Origin of the sequence: Actinomadura montaniterrae, from assembly GCF_008923365.1 — a bacterium.
Taxonomy (GTDB): Bacteria; Actinomycetota; Actinomycetes; order Streptosporangiales; family Streptosporangiaceae; genus Spirillospora; species Spirillospora montaniterrae.
In genome coordinates, this window is the sequence record NZ_WBMR01000102.1 from 17,481 (window position 1) to 32,114 (window position 14,634).

At 72.1% G+C, this 14,634-nt stretch carries 16 protein-coding genes and 1 tRNA gene; 8 read left to right on the top strand and 9 right to left on the bottom strand.

What is annotated here, in order from left to right; translation table 11 throughout:
- Positions 1 to 74 precede the first annotated feature (74 nt).
- Positions 75 to 377, top strand: a complete 303-nt coding sequence (locus F9B16_RS28970) for a hypothetical protein (RefSeq protein ID WP_225992027.1) — start codon at positions 75 to 77, stop codon at positions 375 to 377.
- 19 nt (positions 378 to 396) lie between these two features.
- Here F9B16_RS28970 and F9B16_RS28975 read toward each other — a convergent pair whose 3' ends face one another.
- Entirely contained in the window at positions 397 to 1,140 is a 744-nt protein-coding gene (locus tag F9B16_RS28975; RefSeq protein ID WP_151543381.1) for a GntR family transcriptional regulator, read from the bottom strand.
- Between the two features lie 155 nt (positions 1,141 to 1,295).
- On the opposite strand from F9B16_RS28975, the gene F9B16_RS28980 reads away from it, so the two are divergent.
- Together F9B16_RS28980 and F9B16_RS28985 are read left to right on the top strand one after the other, a co-directional pair.
- The gene (locus F9B16_RS28980; RefSeq protein ID WP_151543382.1) at positions 1,296 to 2,489 is read left to right on the top strand and encodes a helix-turn-helix domain-containing protein; all 1,194 of its coding nucleotides are present in this window, start codon (positions 1,296 to 1,298) and stop codon (positions 2,487 to 2,489) included.
- Between the two features lie 308 nt (positions 2,490 to 2,797).
- Positions 2,798 to 3,091 carry a hypothetical protein gene (locus F9B16_RS28985; protein WP_225992028.1) on the top strand — a complete coding sequence of 98 codons (294 nt, stop codon included), beginning with the start codon at positions 2,798 to 2,800 and terminating at the stop codon, positions 3,089 to 3,091.
- A gap of 365 nt (positions 3,092 to 3,456) precedes the next feature.
- Here F9B16_RS28985 and F9B16_RS28990 read toward each other — a convergent pair whose 3' ends face one another.
- Entirely contained in the window at positions 3,457 to 4,458 is a 1,002-nt protein-coding gene (locus F9B16_RS28990) for a pirin family protein (RefSeq protein WP_151543383.1), read from the bottom strand.
- A 93-nt stretch (positions 4,459 to 4,551) separates the two neighbouring features.
- Here F9B16_RS28990 and F9B16_RS28995 point away from each other — a divergent pair, with 93 nt between their 5' ends.
- Positions 4,552 to 5,010: a MarR family winged helix-turn-helix transcriptional regulator gene (locus F9B16_RS28995; RefSeq protein WP_151543384.1), complete on the top strand. Its 459-nt coding sequence runs from the start codon at positions 4,552 to 4,554 to the stop codon at positions 5,008 to 5,010.
- A gap of 1 nt (position 5,011) precedes the next feature.
- On the opposite strand, the gene F9B16_RS29000 is transcribed toward F9B16_RS28995, so the two are convergent.
- Positions 5,012 to 5,443, bottom strand: coding sequence for an MFS transporter (locus F9B16_RS29000; protein WP_151543385.1), 432 nt, complete (start codon positions 5,441 to 5,443; stop codon positions 5,012 to 5,014).
- 164 nt (positions 5,444 to 5,607) lie between these two features.
- On the opposite strand from F9B16_RS29000, the gene F9B16_RS29005 reads away from it, so the two are divergent.
- Positions 5,608 to 6,366: a M15 family metallopeptidase gene (locus F9B16_RS29005; protein WP_151543386.1), complete on the top strand. Its 759-nt coding sequence runs from the start codon at positions 5,608 to 5,610 to the stop codon at positions 6,364 to 6,366.
- A 114-nt stretch (positions 6,367 to 6,480) separates the two neighbouring features.
- Here the strand turns inward: F9B16_RS29005 and F9B16_RS51290 are convergent, their stop codons facing one another.
- From F9B16_RS51290 to F9B16_RS52940, 4 genes are all read right to left on the bottom strand, one after another.
- The gene (locus F9B16_RS51290) at positions 6,481 to 6,645 is read right to left on the bottom strand and encodes a hypothetical protein (RefSeq protein ID WP_190851157.1); all 165 of its coding nucleotides are present in this window, start codon (positions 6,643 to 6,645) and stop codon (positions 6,481 to 6,483) included.
- 76 nt (positions 6,646 to 6,721) lie between these two features.
- Positions 6,722 to 6,810: transfer RNA gene (locus F9B16_RS29010), tRNA-Ser, on the bottom strand.
- Positions 6,811 to 6,849: 39 nt separating this feature from the next.
- Positions 6,850 to 7,230 (bottom strand): cupin domain-containing protein, encoded by a 381-nt coding sequence (locus F9B16_RS29015; protein WP_151543387.1) that lies wholly within the window; start codon positions 7,228 to 7,230, stop codon positions 6,850 to 6,852.
- A 63-nt stretch (positions 7,231 to 7,293) separates the two neighbouring features.
- Positions 7,294 to 9,456, bottom strand: a complete 2,163-nt coding sequence (locus F9B16_RS52940; RefSeq protein ID WP_225992029.1) for a MinD/ParA family ATP-binding protein — start codon at positions 9,454 to 9,456, stop codon at positions 7,294 to 7,296.
- Positions 9,457 to 9,682: 226 nt separating this feature from the next.
- Between F9B16_RS52940 and F9B16_RS29025 the strand changes: the two genes are divergently transcribed.
- Positions 9,683 to 10,639 carry an NAD(P)H-quinone oxidoreductase gene (locus F9B16_RS29025; RefSeq protein WP_151543388.1) on the top strand — a complete coding sequence of 319 codons (957 nt, stop codon included), beginning with the start codon at positions 9,683 to 9,685 and terminating at the stop codon, positions 10,637 to 10,639.
- Positions 10,640 to 10,651: 12 nt separating this feature from the next.
- Positions 10,652 to 11,197: a bacterial proteasome activator family protein gene (locus F9B16_RS29030; RefSeq protein ID WP_151543389.1), complete on the top strand. Its 546-nt coding sequence runs from the start codon at positions 10,652 to 10,654 to the stop codon at positions 11,195 to 11,197.
- 58 nt (positions 11,198 to 11,255) lie between these two features.
- Here the strand turns inward: F9B16_RS29030 and F9B16_RS29035 are convergent, their stop codons facing one another.
- Positions 11,256 to 12,059 (bottom strand): Cof-type HAD-IIB family hydrolase, encoded by an 804-nt coding sequence (locus tag F9B16_RS29035; protein WP_151543390.1) that lies wholly within the window; start codon positions 12,057 to 12,059, stop codon positions 11,256 to 11,258.
- Positions 12,060 to 12,303: 244 nt separating this feature from the next.
- On the opposite strand from F9B16_RS29035, the gene F9B16_RS29040 reads away from it, so the two are divergent.
- On the top strand, positions 12,304 to 13,185 hold the full coding sequence (locus F9B16_RS29040) for a tyrosine-protein phosphatase (protein ID WP_151543391.1): 882 nt from the start codon (positions 12,304 to 12,306) through the stop codon (positions 13,183 to 13,185).
- A 49-nt stretch (positions 13,186 to 13,234) separates the two neighbouring features.
- On the opposite strand, the gene serS is transcribed toward F9B16_RS29040, so the two are convergent.
- Positions 13,235 to 14,494 carry a serine--tRNA ligase gene (gene serS, locus F9B16_RS29045; RefSeq protein ID WP_151543392.1) on the bottom strand — a complete coding sequence of 420 codons (1,260 nt, stop codon included), beginning with the start codon at positions 14,492 to 14,494 and terminating at the stop codon, positions 13,235 to 13,237.
- Between the last annotated feature and the right edge of the window lie 140 nt (positions 14,495 to 14,634).

A 14,634-nucleotide genomic window follows, 5' to 3' on the forward strand; every position in this document is an offset into this window, starting at 1 on the left:
GACAGGCGACTGCGTCCGTAGAACGTCGAATGTCCGGGACAACGCAGGCACGGGTCGGCGAGAGGCGGAGGATTGTGGGCGGTAAGCGCACGACCAGCTTGTGGTTCGACGTCGCTACGGCGGAGATCCACCGCGTGGCCTTCTCGTTCGACAAGTGGTCGGGGCAGCTGGTCATCACCGTCGACGGCATCCCCGTCACGCAGGAGCTCCACCTGTTCTCGCTGAGCCTCACCAAGCGCTGGGCCTTTGACCTCGGCGTGCAAGAGCGCCATTCCGTGGTGATCGAGAAGAAACGCAAACTGCTGCTCGCCGGCCTCAGACCCCAGACCGTCCGCGTCCTCGTCGACGCCACCCTAGTGACGTCCGCCTCCATGTAACCCAAACCAGCACGCCGACCTATCTGACTGGGATGAGGTAGCCCAGCTCGTACCGGTCGGTGGGGATGACGATGTCAGCCGTCTCCACCGGGCGGTCGGCGGTGCGGTACGTACGGCGTATCACCATGACGATCGCCCCGACCGGCTCGCCTAGCTCCTCCGCCTCGGCGGCGAGGATCGGCCGGGCGGTGACGACCTCCTCCGCCGTCTCGATCCGCCGCCCGATCGCCCGCATCCGCGCGACGACCCCGGCGCCCGCGTACGGCCCTTCCTCCGGGAACATGACCTGCGTACCCCGGGTGATCGCGAGCGGCTCCCACGAGACCGACGCCATCACGGGCCGCCCGTCGGCGAGGTAGGTGTACCGGCTGCACATGACGTCGTCGCCCGCCGCGATGCCGAGACGCTCCGCGACCGCCTCGGTCGCCTGCTCGGCCGACGACGAGACACGCCAGTCGCCGGTCCGGCCCTGCCGGGCCATCTCCTCGCGGAACGGGCTGGTCGTCCGGCCCTCCTTGTACCAGTAGCGCGAGAGCCGCTTCAGCTCCGGCCGCCGGCGCACGTACGTCCCGGACCCGGAGCGCGCTTCCAGATGGCCCTCGGAGGTGAGCAACCGGACGGCCTGGAGCGCGACCGCGTCCGAGACGCCGTACCGCTCGCGCAGCTGCGGACGTGAGGGGATCTTGTCGCCCGGCGCCAGCACCCCGTCCACGATCTGCTGCCGCAGGTCATCCGCTATGCGCTGGTACGCGGGCTGCGTCACGGTGACTCCGAGTGGCCGTGGGCGGGTGAGGTCAAGAACAGCCTGACAAGCTGTGCGCACCGCATGCAAGCTGGATCCGTCCGACCCCGATTGGCGCCGCCGTGCGAGAACACTGCGCCGTAGCCTGGAGCGGACGTCGCCAGGAGGGATGGCTCATGTCCCCTGATGGTGCCCCCGAGACCATCGGCCAGAGGATTGCCCGGAAACGCAAGCAGCGCGGACTGACCCAGCACGGGCTCGCCCAGCGCACGAGTTACAGCCGCTCCCACATCGCGCAGGTCGAGGCAGGGCACAAGGTCGCGACCCCCGCCTTCATTGCGGCCGCCGCTGCCGCACTGGGCGTTGATCCGTCGCAGATCTACGGGCAGCCGTTCCGAACCGAGTCCCCCCGCGACGACCGGGTCCACTCGGCGATCTCGGATCTGCGGCGCGCCCTCGTCTTCTCCGACGTGGCGCCCGACCTCGACGCCCCGCCCCGAACGCTCGACCAGCTCACCGCGGAGATCGCCACGGCGAACCGGCTGCGCCACGCCGCCCGGCACGCGCAACTCGCAGCCCGGCTGCCAGCCGTGATCGAGGAACTGACATGGCACGCCCACGAGGCGGAGTCCCCGCGAGCCTGGGCGCTCCTCAACAAGGCCCACAACCTCAGCGCGTCCCTCACCCGCAGGCTCGGCTACAACGACCTGGCGGGGCAGATCATGGAGCGCGCGTCGGTGTCCGCCCGCATGTCGCAGGACCCTCACCTGCCCTTGATGATGACGCATCGCCGGGCGCTCCTGATGATGAACGTCGCGGCGTACGGACCCGCTCTACGGATGTTGCAGCGCGCGGTCGGTGACGCGGACACCGGACGCCCGGACGCCGTCGAGGTCGTCGGCGCCCTCCACCTGCGGGCCGCAGTCGTGTCGGCCCGAGGACGGAACGCCGCGGCGGCGTGGGACCACTACGCCCAGGCCGCCGAGGTCAGCCGCCGTGCGGGCGGACCCTCGCTCGACACGCACGGGAGCGACTTCAATCCCGGCAACATCGCCATCCACGGGGCAGCCATAGCGCTGGAGCTGGGTGACCTCGACGAGGCCGTACGCCGGGACCAGCGCATCACAGATCGCACCGTGGCCGGGATGGCGGCCGAACGGCGCGGCCATCACGAGATCGACATGTCGCGCGTCCACGTCGAGGCGGGCGATTACGACAGAGCACTGAAACGACTGCTGCGCGCGGAGAAGGCGGCGCCGCAGATGACCCGGTATCACCCGTCCGCGCGTGCCGTCGCCACGCACATCGGACACGCACGCCGGACACTTCCCGAGCCACTGCGCGGACTCCTCAACCGCATGCACGCGTAGCCGCCCAAGCCGCGCAGGCATCACGTAGCCGTCCGGCCGTGCGTCCATGCCCGGACGGTGCTGGACCACCCGTGCCCGCCAGGCAGTAGCGGGCGAGGCGGGACAGCGCAAGCGCGGCTTGTTCCATCTTGGAACATTACGCAGAGTCACGCGTCAGATCTTTGAGGTGACGGGGCGCGCGTCGGGGCTTTGGCGGCCTGGGCGGTGGTCTGGTGGCCGGCGCGCGTCTCGTTCCCTGGAGACAAGGCGGCCCCGGCGCGGCGATTGCGGCGCCGGCCGGGGCCTGACCAGGAAATGAGGTCCTGGCTGTGGCGAATCGTACGATCTCCGGCGACCCGCTCGCCGCGCTTGCCGCGCATCTGTCGGCGCATCGGCTCACCGTGGAGCTGACGTCGCGCGGGCTTCGGGTGGTGAACCCGGACGTTCCAGGATGTTGCGACGAGAGCGGCTCCGCGTCCGACCTCGTCACCTGCCGCGCGCGGCCCGAGGACTTCGGGAACGCGTGGTTCTGGACGTCGTGGGGCGAGCCGATCGCGCGGGCCGACCGGATCACCGATGCGGCCGTTTTCATCCGCGGCTATCTGACCGGGGCCGGACGGTGACGGCGCCGTGGGCTGCCGTCGAACTCGATCCCGAGCGGGTGGCGGTGGAGCTGGCGCGCCGGTTTCCAGGCGTGTCGGCGTGGTGGGGCGAGTTCACCGGCCGGTGGTGGGCCTTCGCGCGCGATTGGGCGGGCCGCGATCGTCTCGTCGAGGCGGCGACTCCAGTGGCGCTGGCACAACTGCTGCACGAGATCGGGGCAGGGCTGCGTCCGCAGGTACCGGTTCGGCGTGGCGATGTGGCGGTTTGTCGACACGAGTCGCGGCGTCGGCGTCCGCGTCGGGGTGGGTGGGTGCGGAGGGTGTTCGGATTCTAGGTCGGGCGCGGTGGTGCGGGGACGTTTGTGTCCCCGCACCATCGCTCCTTTTCAGGAGAGGGGCTCGTCGGCCGCCGAGAGGTGCGGGACGGGGACGGTGCCCATGCGGCCCGCCTGGAAGTCCTCGAAGGCCTGGACGATCTCGTCGCGGGTGTTCATGACGAACGGCCCGTAGCGGGCGACCGGCTCGCGGATCGGGAGGCCGCCGAGGATCAGGACCTCCCAGCCGTTCGCGCTGGCGAGCGGCTGCGTGTCGGCGGCGCGGACGACGAGGCCGTCCTGCTCGCCGTGGTGGTGCGAGCCCGCGAACACCGCGAGCTGCCCCTCGTCCAGGCCGATCTGCTCGACGCCGACCGTGCCGCGTCCGGACAGGACGTAGACCATCGCGTTGAAGTCGCGCGGCCACGGCAGGGTGAGCCGGGCGCCCGGCGCGACGGTGGCGTGCAGGTAGTTGATCGGCGTGTAGGTGACGCCGGGGCCGTCGTGCCCGGCGAGCGAACCGGCGATCACCCGGACGAGCGAGGAGCCGTCGTCGGCGGCGAGCAGCTTCACGTCGCGGGCCTGGATGTCCTGGTAGCGGGGCTGCACCCACTTCTGCGCGCGGGGCAGGTTCACCCAGAGCTGGACGCCGTGGAACAGGCCGCCCTTGGCGACGAGTTCGGGCGGCGGCTGCTCGATGTGCTGGATGCCGGACGCGGCCGTCATCCACTGGGTGGCGCCGTCGGAGATGAGGCCGCCGCCGCCCGTGGTGTCCTGGTGCTGGAACGCGCCGTCGATGATGTAGGTGACGGTCTCGAAGCCGCGGTGCGGGTGCCACGGGGTGCCCTTCGCCTCGCCGGGCGCGTACTCGACGGCGCCCATGTGGTCGAGGAGGAGGAACGGGTCGGCGAGGGACAGGTCGATGCCCGGGAACGGGCGGCGGACCTCGAAGCCCTCGCCCTCCAGGTGGCGCTTCGCGGTGACGATCTTCGCGACGCGGCGCCAGTCGGTGCCGGCGTCCGGCAGCAGCGGCAGCCGGGGCAGGGTCAGCGGGTCGGCCATCACGGCTGGCATGGGGTCCTCCGTCCGTCGGTGCCCGTGTGGGGCGGGCGTTGCCCCCTACAATCTAGTTGATGCTTCAACTATTCCCCCGGTATACTGATCCGCATGAGCGAACCACGCTGGCTCGACGCCTCCCAGCAGCGTGATTGGCGGGCCTACGTGGACGGGAGCGTCCGGCTCACCGAGATCATGGACCGCGACCTGAAGACCCGGCACGGGCTCTCGGTGTCGGAGTACGAGATCCTCGTCCGGCTGTCCGAGGCGCCCGGCCACCGGCTGCGCATGGCGGAGCTCGCCGACAACGCGAGCCAGTCGCGCAGCCGGCTGTCGCACACCTGCTCCCGGCTGGAGTCGAAGGGCCTCGTCAAGCGGGACAACTGCGGCACCGACAAGCGCGGCGTCTACGCGCAGCTGACCGACGACGGCTTCGCGACGCTGGAGCGCGCGGCCCGCGACCACGTCGAGGTCGTCCGCGAGTACCTCATCGACGTGATCGAGCCCGAGGACCTCGAGGCGATCGGACGCGCGTTCAGCGCCGTCCTCAAGCGGCTCGGCGCGACCTGAGCTACAGGGTGACCGTCACCCCTGTCAGGAACCCCACCGACACCAGGGTGAGGAACACCCAGGCCAGCATCATCCCCGCGCCGAACGACCGCCACCGGCCGCCGACCTTCCACACCAGCAGCCCGCCCAGCCCGAACGCCAGCACCAGCAGCGTCACGAACTGCGGCAGCAGGCTCGGCCGCCGGCTCATCATCAGCGGCGCGTACATCATCACGAAGTCGACGAACACGAACAGACCGAACCCCGCGGCGATCGCGCCGACCTCCCGGCCGCTCAGCGACCGGGTGCGCTCGGCGAAGTCCAGCGCGCGCTCCGACCGCAGCCGCAGCCGCGGGCGCTCCGCGTCCGCGGCGGGCTCCTCCTGCACGCTCTGCGCGACGGCGAAGATCTCGTCCTCGAGGCTCGGGACGTCCCTCTCCTGCGGATCCGCCATTCCGGCTCCCTGAGGGCCGGCGGATGCCGGGCGACATGCCCGGCGAGGTGGACGACGTTCGCGGCCCGTTCGCCCCGGCCCCTTTCCGGCGGACGCGCCGTCAAACGCACCGTAGCGAATCGGAGGTCCAACGCGAAGGCCATGTGACGTGCGATCCTGCAAAGATGCCAGCTAGAGGGCCACTTCGCAGTGCGGCGTTCGCCGCCGTGTTCATCACCGTGTCGGCCGCCGCGACCGGATGCGGCAACGGATCCGACAACGGTGGCAAGTCCGGGACGGCGACTCCCGCCACGCCGCCCACCGCGTCCGGGACCGCGACCGGCTCGGCGTCGCCGTCCGCGAAGCCGACGAACCAGAAGTTCGCGGCGCAGATCAAGCGCGTCACCGCCGGGGACCTCAGGTACTCCTGGCACCGGGGCTGCCCGGTCGCGCCGTCCGGGCTCCGGATGATCCAGATGAACTACTGGGGCATGGACCACAAGCCGCACGACAACGGGCAGCTCGTCGTCAACGCGAAGGCGGCGAGCGACCTCGTCTCGGTGTTCCGCAAGCTTTACAACATGCGGTATCCGATCGAGCGCATGGAGCCGGTCGACAAGTACAAGGGGAGCGACTTCGCCTCTATCGAGGCCGGCAACACTTCCGCGTTCAACTGCCGCAACGCCACCGGGTCCAGCTCGTTCTCCCAGCACGCGTTCGGTCTCGCCGTCGACCTCAACACGTGCCAGAACCCGTACGTGTACGCGGACGGGCACGTCGCCCACAAGAACTGTGCGAAGTACGCGAACCGGAAGAACCGCGATCCCGGTGTGATCCACGCCGGCGACCGGGTGGTGAAGGCGTTCGCCTCGATCGGCTGGGGCTGGGGCGGCGAGTGGAGCGGCGCCCGCGACTACCAGCACTTCAGCAGCAACGGCCGCTGACCGGGACGTGCCGGACGCGGTGGCCGCGGCGGCGGCCCGCTGTATGGACGTTCCGGGGGGCCCGCGCACGGGGGGTGGACGCGCCGTCGCGTCCGCGCGGGCGGCTGCCCGGGATCAGACCATCATGAGCGCGATCACGCCGACCACGACCACGACCGCCACGACGGCGAGGCCGACGATGAGGGGCATGTTCGGGCCGGACTTCTCCGCCGGCGCCCGGTTGGCGAAGTTCTGAAACTGGTGGGTGGTACCTGCCGGATCATTCGGTGTCTGCGACATGCCGAAGAGGGTAACGGATGCCTTCCGCCCGATTCGGGCGGTTTCGCGGGTCGGCGTCGCGCCGTGTCGTGTCGAGCGGAGAGTGTGGGATTCGAACCCACGAGGACTGTCCCCAGCCCTGGGCGCTTTCAAGGCGCCTGCACTAGTCCACTATGCGAACTCTCCTCGGCCACGCCCGGGTGGCCACGGCCAACGATAGCGGGCTCATCCGGCCGCCTCGACCGCATATCCCGGGATCGACGGCCACCGGACCGTCATCACGACGGACTCCTCCTCGGCCTGCCACGAGTGGTCGACGCCGCGTCCCCACACCACGTAGTCGCCGGGCTCGCTGAGCAGGACGTCGCGTCCGGGGAACCCCAGCCGGAACCGGCCGCTGATCAGCACGAGCAGCGCGGTGCGCTTCTCCCCGCTGGTCCAGCGCGCGCGCCGCTCGCCCTTGGGGTGGACGCCCCATTTGATCTCGACGTCCTCGCTGTGCCGCAGGTCGCCGGGCGGCTTGAAGTGGCCCAGCAGCCAGCCGCGGTCCCCGGCCGCGTCCGCCGCGGCCCTGCCCACGTAGACGCCCTGGTCGTCGCTCTCCACGGGAGGCGACTCTAGTGGCGGCGAAGCGCGGGCCGGGCCGGGCGGAGCGGTCCGAAGGCCGGGTCAGGTGGAGCGGTCGGGGCGGGGGTAGGCGAAGCCGTCGCCGACGATCGCGGCGAGGTTCAGGTACGCCTCGCGCGTCGCCTGCGCGAGCTGCTCCAGCTCCACTTCGGCGCCCTCTTCCAGGTGGTCGTCGTAGGGGATGCGGACGACGGCCCGGCAGCGGCTCTCGAAGTGCGCCTGCAGCTTGTCCAGGTCGACCTGGCTGCGCGTCCGGTTGCGGACCATCGACAGCACCACGACGCCGTTGCGGACGAGGTGGCCGTGGTCGTGCGCCTCGAGCCAGTCGAGGGTCGCGCTCGCGGACCGGGCGCCGTCCACCGACGGGGAGCTGACCAGGACGAGCTGGTCGGCGAGCCGCAGCACCCCGGACATCGCGGAGTGCAGCAGGCCCGTCCCGCAGTCGGTGATGCAGATCGAGTAGTACTGCTCCAGGACGGCGGCGACGGCCTCGTAGTCCTCGGCGCTGAACGCCTCGCTGACCGCGGGGTCGCGGTCGGACGCGAGCACCTCCAGGCGCGCGGCGTTCTGCGAGGTGAACGCGCGGACGTCGGCGTACCGCTGGATCTTGTCGCGGCTGTTGAGCAGGTCGCGGACCGTCGCGGCGGTCTCCAGCCGGACCTTGTCCGACAGCGTGCCGCGGTCGGGGTTGGCGTCCACCGCGATGACGGTGTCGCCGCGCATCGAGCCGAGCATCGAGCCGAGGCCGGTCGTGGTGGTGGTCTTGCCGACGCCGCCCTTCAGCGACATCACCGCGACGCGGTGGTGGCCGCCCGCCACGGGGGTGCGGGCGCGGGCGATGAGGTCCTTGCGGCGCAGCTCGCCCTGCGACTCGCCGGGGTGGACGCTGCCGCCGGTGGCCTTGTAGACCGCGCGCCGCCAGCCGGAGGACGGCGCGATGCGGCGCTCGCCGAGGAGGTTCTCGGAGCTGAGGCTGTCGGTGCTCTTCGGGTCGGCCTGCTGCTGTTGCTGCGGCTGGCCGGGGTACGGCTGGCCCGGCGGGACCTGCTGGTACGGCCCGGGGTGGCCCGGCTGCGGCGGCTGGCCGGGCTGCGGGTAGGCGTAGCCCTGCTGCGGCTGGGCCGGGTCGCCGCCCGGCGGCAGCTGCCCGTACGGCCGGCCGGTGGCGGGGTCGATCGGGTAGGCCTGGCCCGTGTTCGGGTCGACCATGTACGGCTGGCCCGTGTTGGGGTCGACGGGATAGGGCTGCCCGGTGGTCGGGTCGACGGGGTAGGGCTGGGCGGCGCCGGGGTTCTGCGGGTAGGGCTGCCCGGTGGTCGGGTCGACCGCGTACGGCTGGACGTTCGCGTTCGGGTCCTGCGGGAACGGCTGCCCGGCGTTCGGGTCCTGGCCGAACGGCTGCGCGTTCGGATCCGGCGCGAACTGCTGAGCGTTGGGGTCCGGCGGGAAAGGCTGGGCGTTCGGATCCTGTGGAAAGGGCTGGGCGTTCGGGTCCGGCGCGAACTGCTGGGCGTTCGGGTCCGGCGGGAAGGGCTGGGCGCCGTTCGCCTCGCCGGGGAACGGCTGGGCGCCGCCCGCGTTCGGGTCCGGCGGGGGCGGGAACGGCTGGTCGGGCAGGTAGGGCGGCAGCTGGTCGAGCGGCGGCGCGCCCTGCCCGTTGCCCGCGTCGTACGGCTGCGGCGGGCCGGTCTCCCAGGGCTGCTGCGGCTCGAACGGCTGGTACCCGCCGGCGTACGGCGGGGGCAGCATGCCGCCCTCGAAGGGCTGCGGCATGGGGCCGCCGTCGTAGGGCGGCAGGTTCTGCGCCGCGCCCGGCGCGGGCGGCAGCGGGCCGAAGTTCTCGGGCCCGAAGCTCTCCGGGCCGAAGCTCTCCGGGGGCTGGAGCGGCGGCGCGGCGAGCCACGGGTTGGCGTTCGGGTCGTGCGGGGGCTGCTGCCCCTGGTCGCCGGGCGCGCCCTCGGGCTGCGCCGCCGACGGTTGTGCGGGCTGCGCGCCCGGCGCGGGCTGCGCGCCCTGCTGTTCAGGCTGCTCACCCGGCTGCGGGCCCTGCTGTTCGGGCTGCGCGGGAGGCGCCTGCCCGGCCGGCCGCTCGCCCTCGGTGGCGGCCGGCGGGGTGTCGGACGGCCCCGTCGTCTCGCCGCTCATCGCGTCGAGGGAGGCCAGCCGCTCCTCAAGGGAACGCCCGTCGTGCTCGTTCCTCGCCACCGATTTCTCCCCTCGGGCACACCTCTGATGATCATTACGGAGCAGGAGGGCAAAACGACCCCCACGCAGAATACCCGCGCGTCAATACCACGCATCCCGTCCGTAGATCCACTTTTCCCCGGTGGGCCGGGCGGAGGGACGCGGAGGAGGGCGGGAGCATGCAGGTCGGCGCGGTGTCCGGCGGCGGCGACGGTGCTCCGGCCCGCCGCCCGGTAGCGTGACCGTTATGCATGCGATCGTGATTCGCGAGCCGGGGGACGCCGACGTCCTGGAGTGGACGCGGGTGCCCGATCCGGAGCCGGGGCCCGGTGAAGTGCTGATCGACGTGGCGGCGAGCGCGGCGAACCGCGCGGACGTCATGCAGCGGATGGGCTTCTACAACCCGCCCGAAGGCGCCTCGCCCTATCCGGGCCTGGAGGTGTCGGGACGCATCGCCGCGCTGGGCGACGGCGTGACCGGCCTGGCGCCGGGCGACGAGGTGTGCGCGCTGCTGGCCGGCGGCGGCTACGCCGAGCGGGTCGCGGTGCCCGCGTCGCAAGTGCTTCCGGTGCCGCGCGGCGTGGACCTCGTGGACGCGGCCGGGCTGCCGGAGGTGGCGTGCACGGTCTGGTCGAACGTGTTCATGCTCGCGGGGCTGAGCGCCGGGGAGACGTTCCTCGTGCACGGCGGCGGCAGCGGCATCGGCACGCTGGCGATCCAGCTGGCGAAGGCGCGCGGCGCGAAAGTGGCCTGCACCGTCGGCAGCGCGGAGAAGGCGGACCGCTGCCGCGAGCTGGGCGCCGACGTCGTGGTCAACTACCGCGAGGACGACTTCGTCGAGAGCGGCCCGTACGACGTGATCCTGGACGTGATCGGCGCGAAGTACCTGGAGCGCAACGTCCGGGCCCTCGCGACCGGCGGGCGGCTGATGATCATCGGGTTGCAGGGCGGGACGAAGGCGGAGCTGGACATCAACGCGCTGCTGCGCAAGAGGGCGCTCGTCCACGCAACGGCGCTGCGGTCCCGTCCGTTGGAGGAGAAGGCGGGGATCGTGGCGGCCGTCCGCGAGCACGTGTGGCCGCTGCTGGAGTCGGGGGAGGTCCGCCCGGTGGTCGACCGGCGCGTCCCGATGGCCGACGCCGCCGCGGCGCACCGGCTGATGGAGCAGAGCGGCCATGTCGGCAAGATCCTGCTGACCGTGTGAGATGAGGGAGATATGAGCGAGCCTTCGAAGAACCAGTCGGAACAGGAACCGCACGTGCTCGTGGTGGGGCCGAACGGCATCGCCATGGAGGGCGCCGGCGACGGCGGCGAGCACGAGGGCAAGTCGATCACCGACATGGTCGAGCAGCCCGCGAAGGTGATGCGGATCGGCGGGATGATCCGGCAGCTGCTGGACGAGGTCAAGGCCGCCCCGCTGGACGAGGCGAGCCGGGCCCGGCTGCGCGAGATCCACAAGTCGTCCATCAAGGAGCTCGAGGACGGCCTGGCCCCGGAGCTGGTCGAGGAGCTGGAGCGGCTGTCGCTGCCGTTCGCCGACGAGTCCGTGCCGAGCGAGTCGGAGCTGCGGATCGCGCAGGCGCAGCTCGTCGGCTGGCTGGAGGGGCTGTTCCACGGCATCCAGACGACGCTGTTCGCGCAGCAGATGGCGGCGCGCGCGCAGCTGGAGCAGATGCGCCGGGCGCTGCCCGCGGGCATGATGCCGCAGGGCATGGACCAGCAGGACGACCAGGGGCCCCGCTCGTCCGGCCCCTACCTGTAGGACGCCTGGGACGCCGTCACGTCGGCCGCATCCCCGCCGCGCGGGGGTGCGGCCGTCGTCACGGGAACAGGCGTTCCAGGATCCGGGCCACGCCATCGTCGTCGTTGCGGGACGTGGTGTGCGTGACGGCGGCGAGGACCAGCGGGTGCGCGTTCGCGACCGCGTACGAGGTGCCCGCCCAGGCGAGCATCGGCAGGTCGTTGGGCATGTCGCCGAACGCGGTGACGTCGGCGGCGCCGATGCCGTGCTCGGCGCACAGCGCTTCGAGGGCGCTGGCCTTGGTGACGCCGTGCGCGCTGATCTCCAGCAGCCCGCGCCCGGACGAGTGGGTGACGGTGACGAGGTCGCCGACGGCCTTCACGGCCCGCGCGGCGAGCTCGTCGGGGTCGGCGTCGGGGTGGAAGGCGAGCAGCTTGGTGCTGGGCCGGGCGACGAGCTCGGCGCCGTCGGCGGGCCGGCCGCCGAGCGCCTCCGCGTCCCAGTTGGACAGGTCGTAGCTGGTCTCGAAGACGAACCCGTCCGGGTACTCGACGGCGAACCGGAAGTCGGGCGAGACGCCGCGCAGCCGCTCGACGGTCTCGGCGAGCACGCCCGGCGGGATCTGCCGGGCGTGCACGACGGTCTCGGTGTGCAGGTCGTAGACGAGGGCTCCGTTCGCGCAGATGGCGAGGCCGTGGTGGCGGACGGCGGCGGCGATCTCCGTCATCCAGCGCGGGGGCCGGCCGGTGACCATGACGAGCATCGCGCCGGCGCGCTCGACGCGCGCGAGGGCGGCGACGGTGCGCGCGGAGATGGTCCCGTCGGAGCGCACGATCGTGCCGTCGAGGTCGGTGGCGATCACGCGCGGCGCAGGTTCGGTCATGTCACCTTCCAGGTCGGCTCGGACTCACCTTAGGCGACGGGTCGGACGGGACATCCGCCCGGTTGCTCCCGTCCGTCCGGTTGCTCCCGTCCGTCCGGCATCCGGGCCCGGGCGGACGGGAGCAACCCGGTGTTCGCGGCCTGTTCCCGCCATGCCCCTTCCGTCCCGTGCGTCGCGCACCTAGGGTGTGGGTCCACCCGAAACTTCTTCACGTTCCCCTCCCCCCGCGTGCGGAAGGCAGCAGATGACCCCCCGAACCCCCCGCCTGGTGTCGGCAGCGCTCGCGGGCGCCGTCGCGCTGGCCCCGTTCACCCTCCCGGCCCCGGCGTCCGCCGCACCCGCGGCCGCCCCCACCGCCTCCGCCGTCCGCGACGTCGCGGTGGACGGCGCCGTCAACGTCCGCGACATCGGCGGCTACGCGTCGAAGGACGGCCGGCACGTCCGCTACGGCCTCGTCTACCGGTCCGCGTCGCTCAGCAAGGTCACCGCGACCGGCGTCGCGCAGCTCCAGCGGCTCGGGCTGACGGCCTCCGTCGACTTCCGCTCGCAGCTCGAGGTCGGCATGTCGGGCGCCGACAAGCTGCCCGCCGGCGTCACGCCCGTCGCCGCGAACATCAACGCGTTCTCGCCGACCCTCCTGACGATGGTCCCCGACCTGCTCAAGGCGGTCCTCGCGCAGGACAAGCCCGGCGAGTTCATGGCGCTGTCGTACCGCGGGTTCGTCCACGACCCCGACTCCCGCAAGCAGTTCGCCGCCGCGCTCACCCGCATCGCGTCCGGCCAGGGCCCCGTCCTCTATCACTGCACCGAGGGCAAGGACCGCACCGGCGTCATGACCGCGATCCTGCTCACCATCCTCGGCGTCCCGAAGACCCAGGTGTACGCCGACTACCTGCGCTCCAACGAGGAGCTCGCCGACCAGAACGCCGCCGAGCTCGCCGAGCTGCAGAAGCTCGGCATCGACCCGGCGCTCGTCGAGCCGTTCCTGACCGTCCGCGCCTCCTACCTGGACACCGCGTTCGACCAGATCAAGCGCGACTACGGGACGTTCGGCGCGTTCGTCGCCAAGGGCCTCGGCATCGACGCCGCCACGCAGGCCGCGCTGCGCAAGCAGCTCCTTCAGTAGCGGAAAGGGCCCGTCCGGCGCTCCCGGACGGGCCCTTTCACATGCTCGATCAGCGCTTGACGGGCTCCAGGACCTCCAGGCCCAGGAACTTCTGCAGCGCCTCCGGGACGCGCACCGAACCGTCCGCCTGCTGGTGGTTCTCCAGGATCGCGACCATCCACCGCGTCGTCGCGAGGGTCCCGTTCAGCGTCGCGACCGGCTGGTTCTTCCCGTCGGCGTCCTTGTGCCGCACCGACAGGCGCCGCGCCTGGAACTCGGTGCAGTTCGACGTCGACGTCACCTCCCGGTAGGTGTTCTGCGTCGGCACCCACGCCTCGCAGTCGTACTTGCGCGCCGCGCTCGCCCCGAGGTCGCCCGCCGCGACGTCGATCACCCGGTACGGGATCTCGACCTTCGCGAGCATCTCCTTCTCCCACTCCAGCAGCCGCAGATGCTCGGCGTGCGCGTCCGCCGGATCGCAGTAGGAGAACATCTCCACCTTGTCGAACTGGTGGACCCGGATGATGCCGCGCGTGTCCTTGCCGTACGAGCCGGCCTCGCGGCGGAAGCACGACGACCACGCCACGTACCGCCGCGGCAGCTCGTCGATGATCTCGTTCATGTGGTACGCGGCGAGCGGCACCTCCGACGTCCCCACCAGGTACAGCTCGTCCTGCGGGAGCTGGTACACCTCCGCGGCGTGCGCGCCGAGGAACCCGGTGCCCTCCATCGCCTCCGGCTTCACCAGCACCGGCGGGTACATCGGCACGAACCCGGCCGCGACCGCCTGCTCCATCGCCAGGTTCAGCAGCGCGTACTGCAGCCGCGCGCCCACCCCGGTCAGGTAGTAGAACCGCGCGCCCGACACCTTCGCGCCGCGCTCCATGTCGATCGCGCCGAGGCTCTCGCCCAGCTCCAGGTGGTCCTTCGGCTCGAAGTCGAACGCGGCCGGCTCGCCGACGTGCTCCAGGACGACGAAGTCCTGCTCGCCGCCGGGCGGGGCGCCCTCCTCGATCAGGTTCGGCACGCCCTTCAGCGCCGCGTCCAGCTCCTCGCCGAGCCGGTCGGCCTCCGCCTCCCGGTCCTTGACCTGCTGCGCCAGCTCCTTCGCGCGGGCCAGCAGCGCCTGCCGCTCGTCGCCCTGCGCCCGCGACACCGACTTGCCGAAACTCTTCTGCTCGGCGCGCAGCTGCTCGAACGAGGTCAGCGCGGAGCGCCGCCTCCCGTCCAGGTCCAGCAGCCGGTCGACGACGGCGTCATCCTCACCGCGGGCGCGCTGCGAGGCGCGCAGCCGCTCGGGATCCTCTCGAAGAGCTCGCAGGTCAATCACAGACCCGAGGCTACCGGCCCCGGGCCCTCCGGCGCGCGCGAGTATCGCGGTCCGCTCGGCACCGCCCGCCGCGCTGCGCTCGGCACCGCGCGCCGGGCGCCGGTCAGTGCCACGGGCCGCGCGCCGGTCAGTGCCGCGGG

Coding starts and splice junctions, on each gene's coding strand:
- F9B16_RS28980 (WP_151543382.1), top strand. CDS start 1,296: ATGTCCCCTGATGGTGCCCCCGAGACCATCGGCCAGAGGATTGCCCGG.
- F9B16_RS28990 (WP_151543383.1), bottom strand. CDS start 4,458: ATGCCAGCCGTGATGGCCGACCCGCTGACCCTGCCCCGGCTGCCGCTG.
- F9B16_RS28995 (WP_151543384.1), top strand. CDS start 4,552: ATGAGCGAACCACGCTGGCTCGACGCCTCCCAGCAGCGTGATTGGCGG.
- F9B16_RS29000 (WP_151543385.1), bottom strand. CDS start 5,443: ATGGCGGATCCGCAGGAGAGGGACGTCCCGAGCCTCGAGGACGAGATC.
- F9B16_RS29005 (WP_151543386.1), top strand. CDS start 5,608: ATGCCAGCTAGAGGGCCACTTCGCAGTGCGGCGTTCGCCGCCGTGTTC.
- F9B16_RS51290 (WP_190851157.1), bottom strand. CDS start 6,645: ATGTCGCAGACACCGAATGATCCGGCAGGTACCACCCACCAGTTTCAG.
- F9B16_RS29025 (WP_151543388.1), top strand. CDS start 9,683: ATGCATGCGATCGTGATTCGCGAGCCGGGGGACGCCGACGTCCTGGAG.
- F9B16_RS29030 (WP_151543389.1), top strand. CDS start 10,652: ATGAGCGAGCCTTCGAAGAACCAGTCGGAACAGGAACCGCACGTGCTC.
- F9B16_RS29035 (WP_151543390.1), bottom strand. CDS start 12,059: ATGACCGAACCTGCGCCGCGCGTGATCGCCACCGACCTCGACGGCACG.
- F9B16_RS29040 (WP_151543391.1), top strand. CDS start 12,304: ATGACCCCCCGAACCCCCCGCCTGGTGTCGGCAGCGCTCGCGGGCGCC.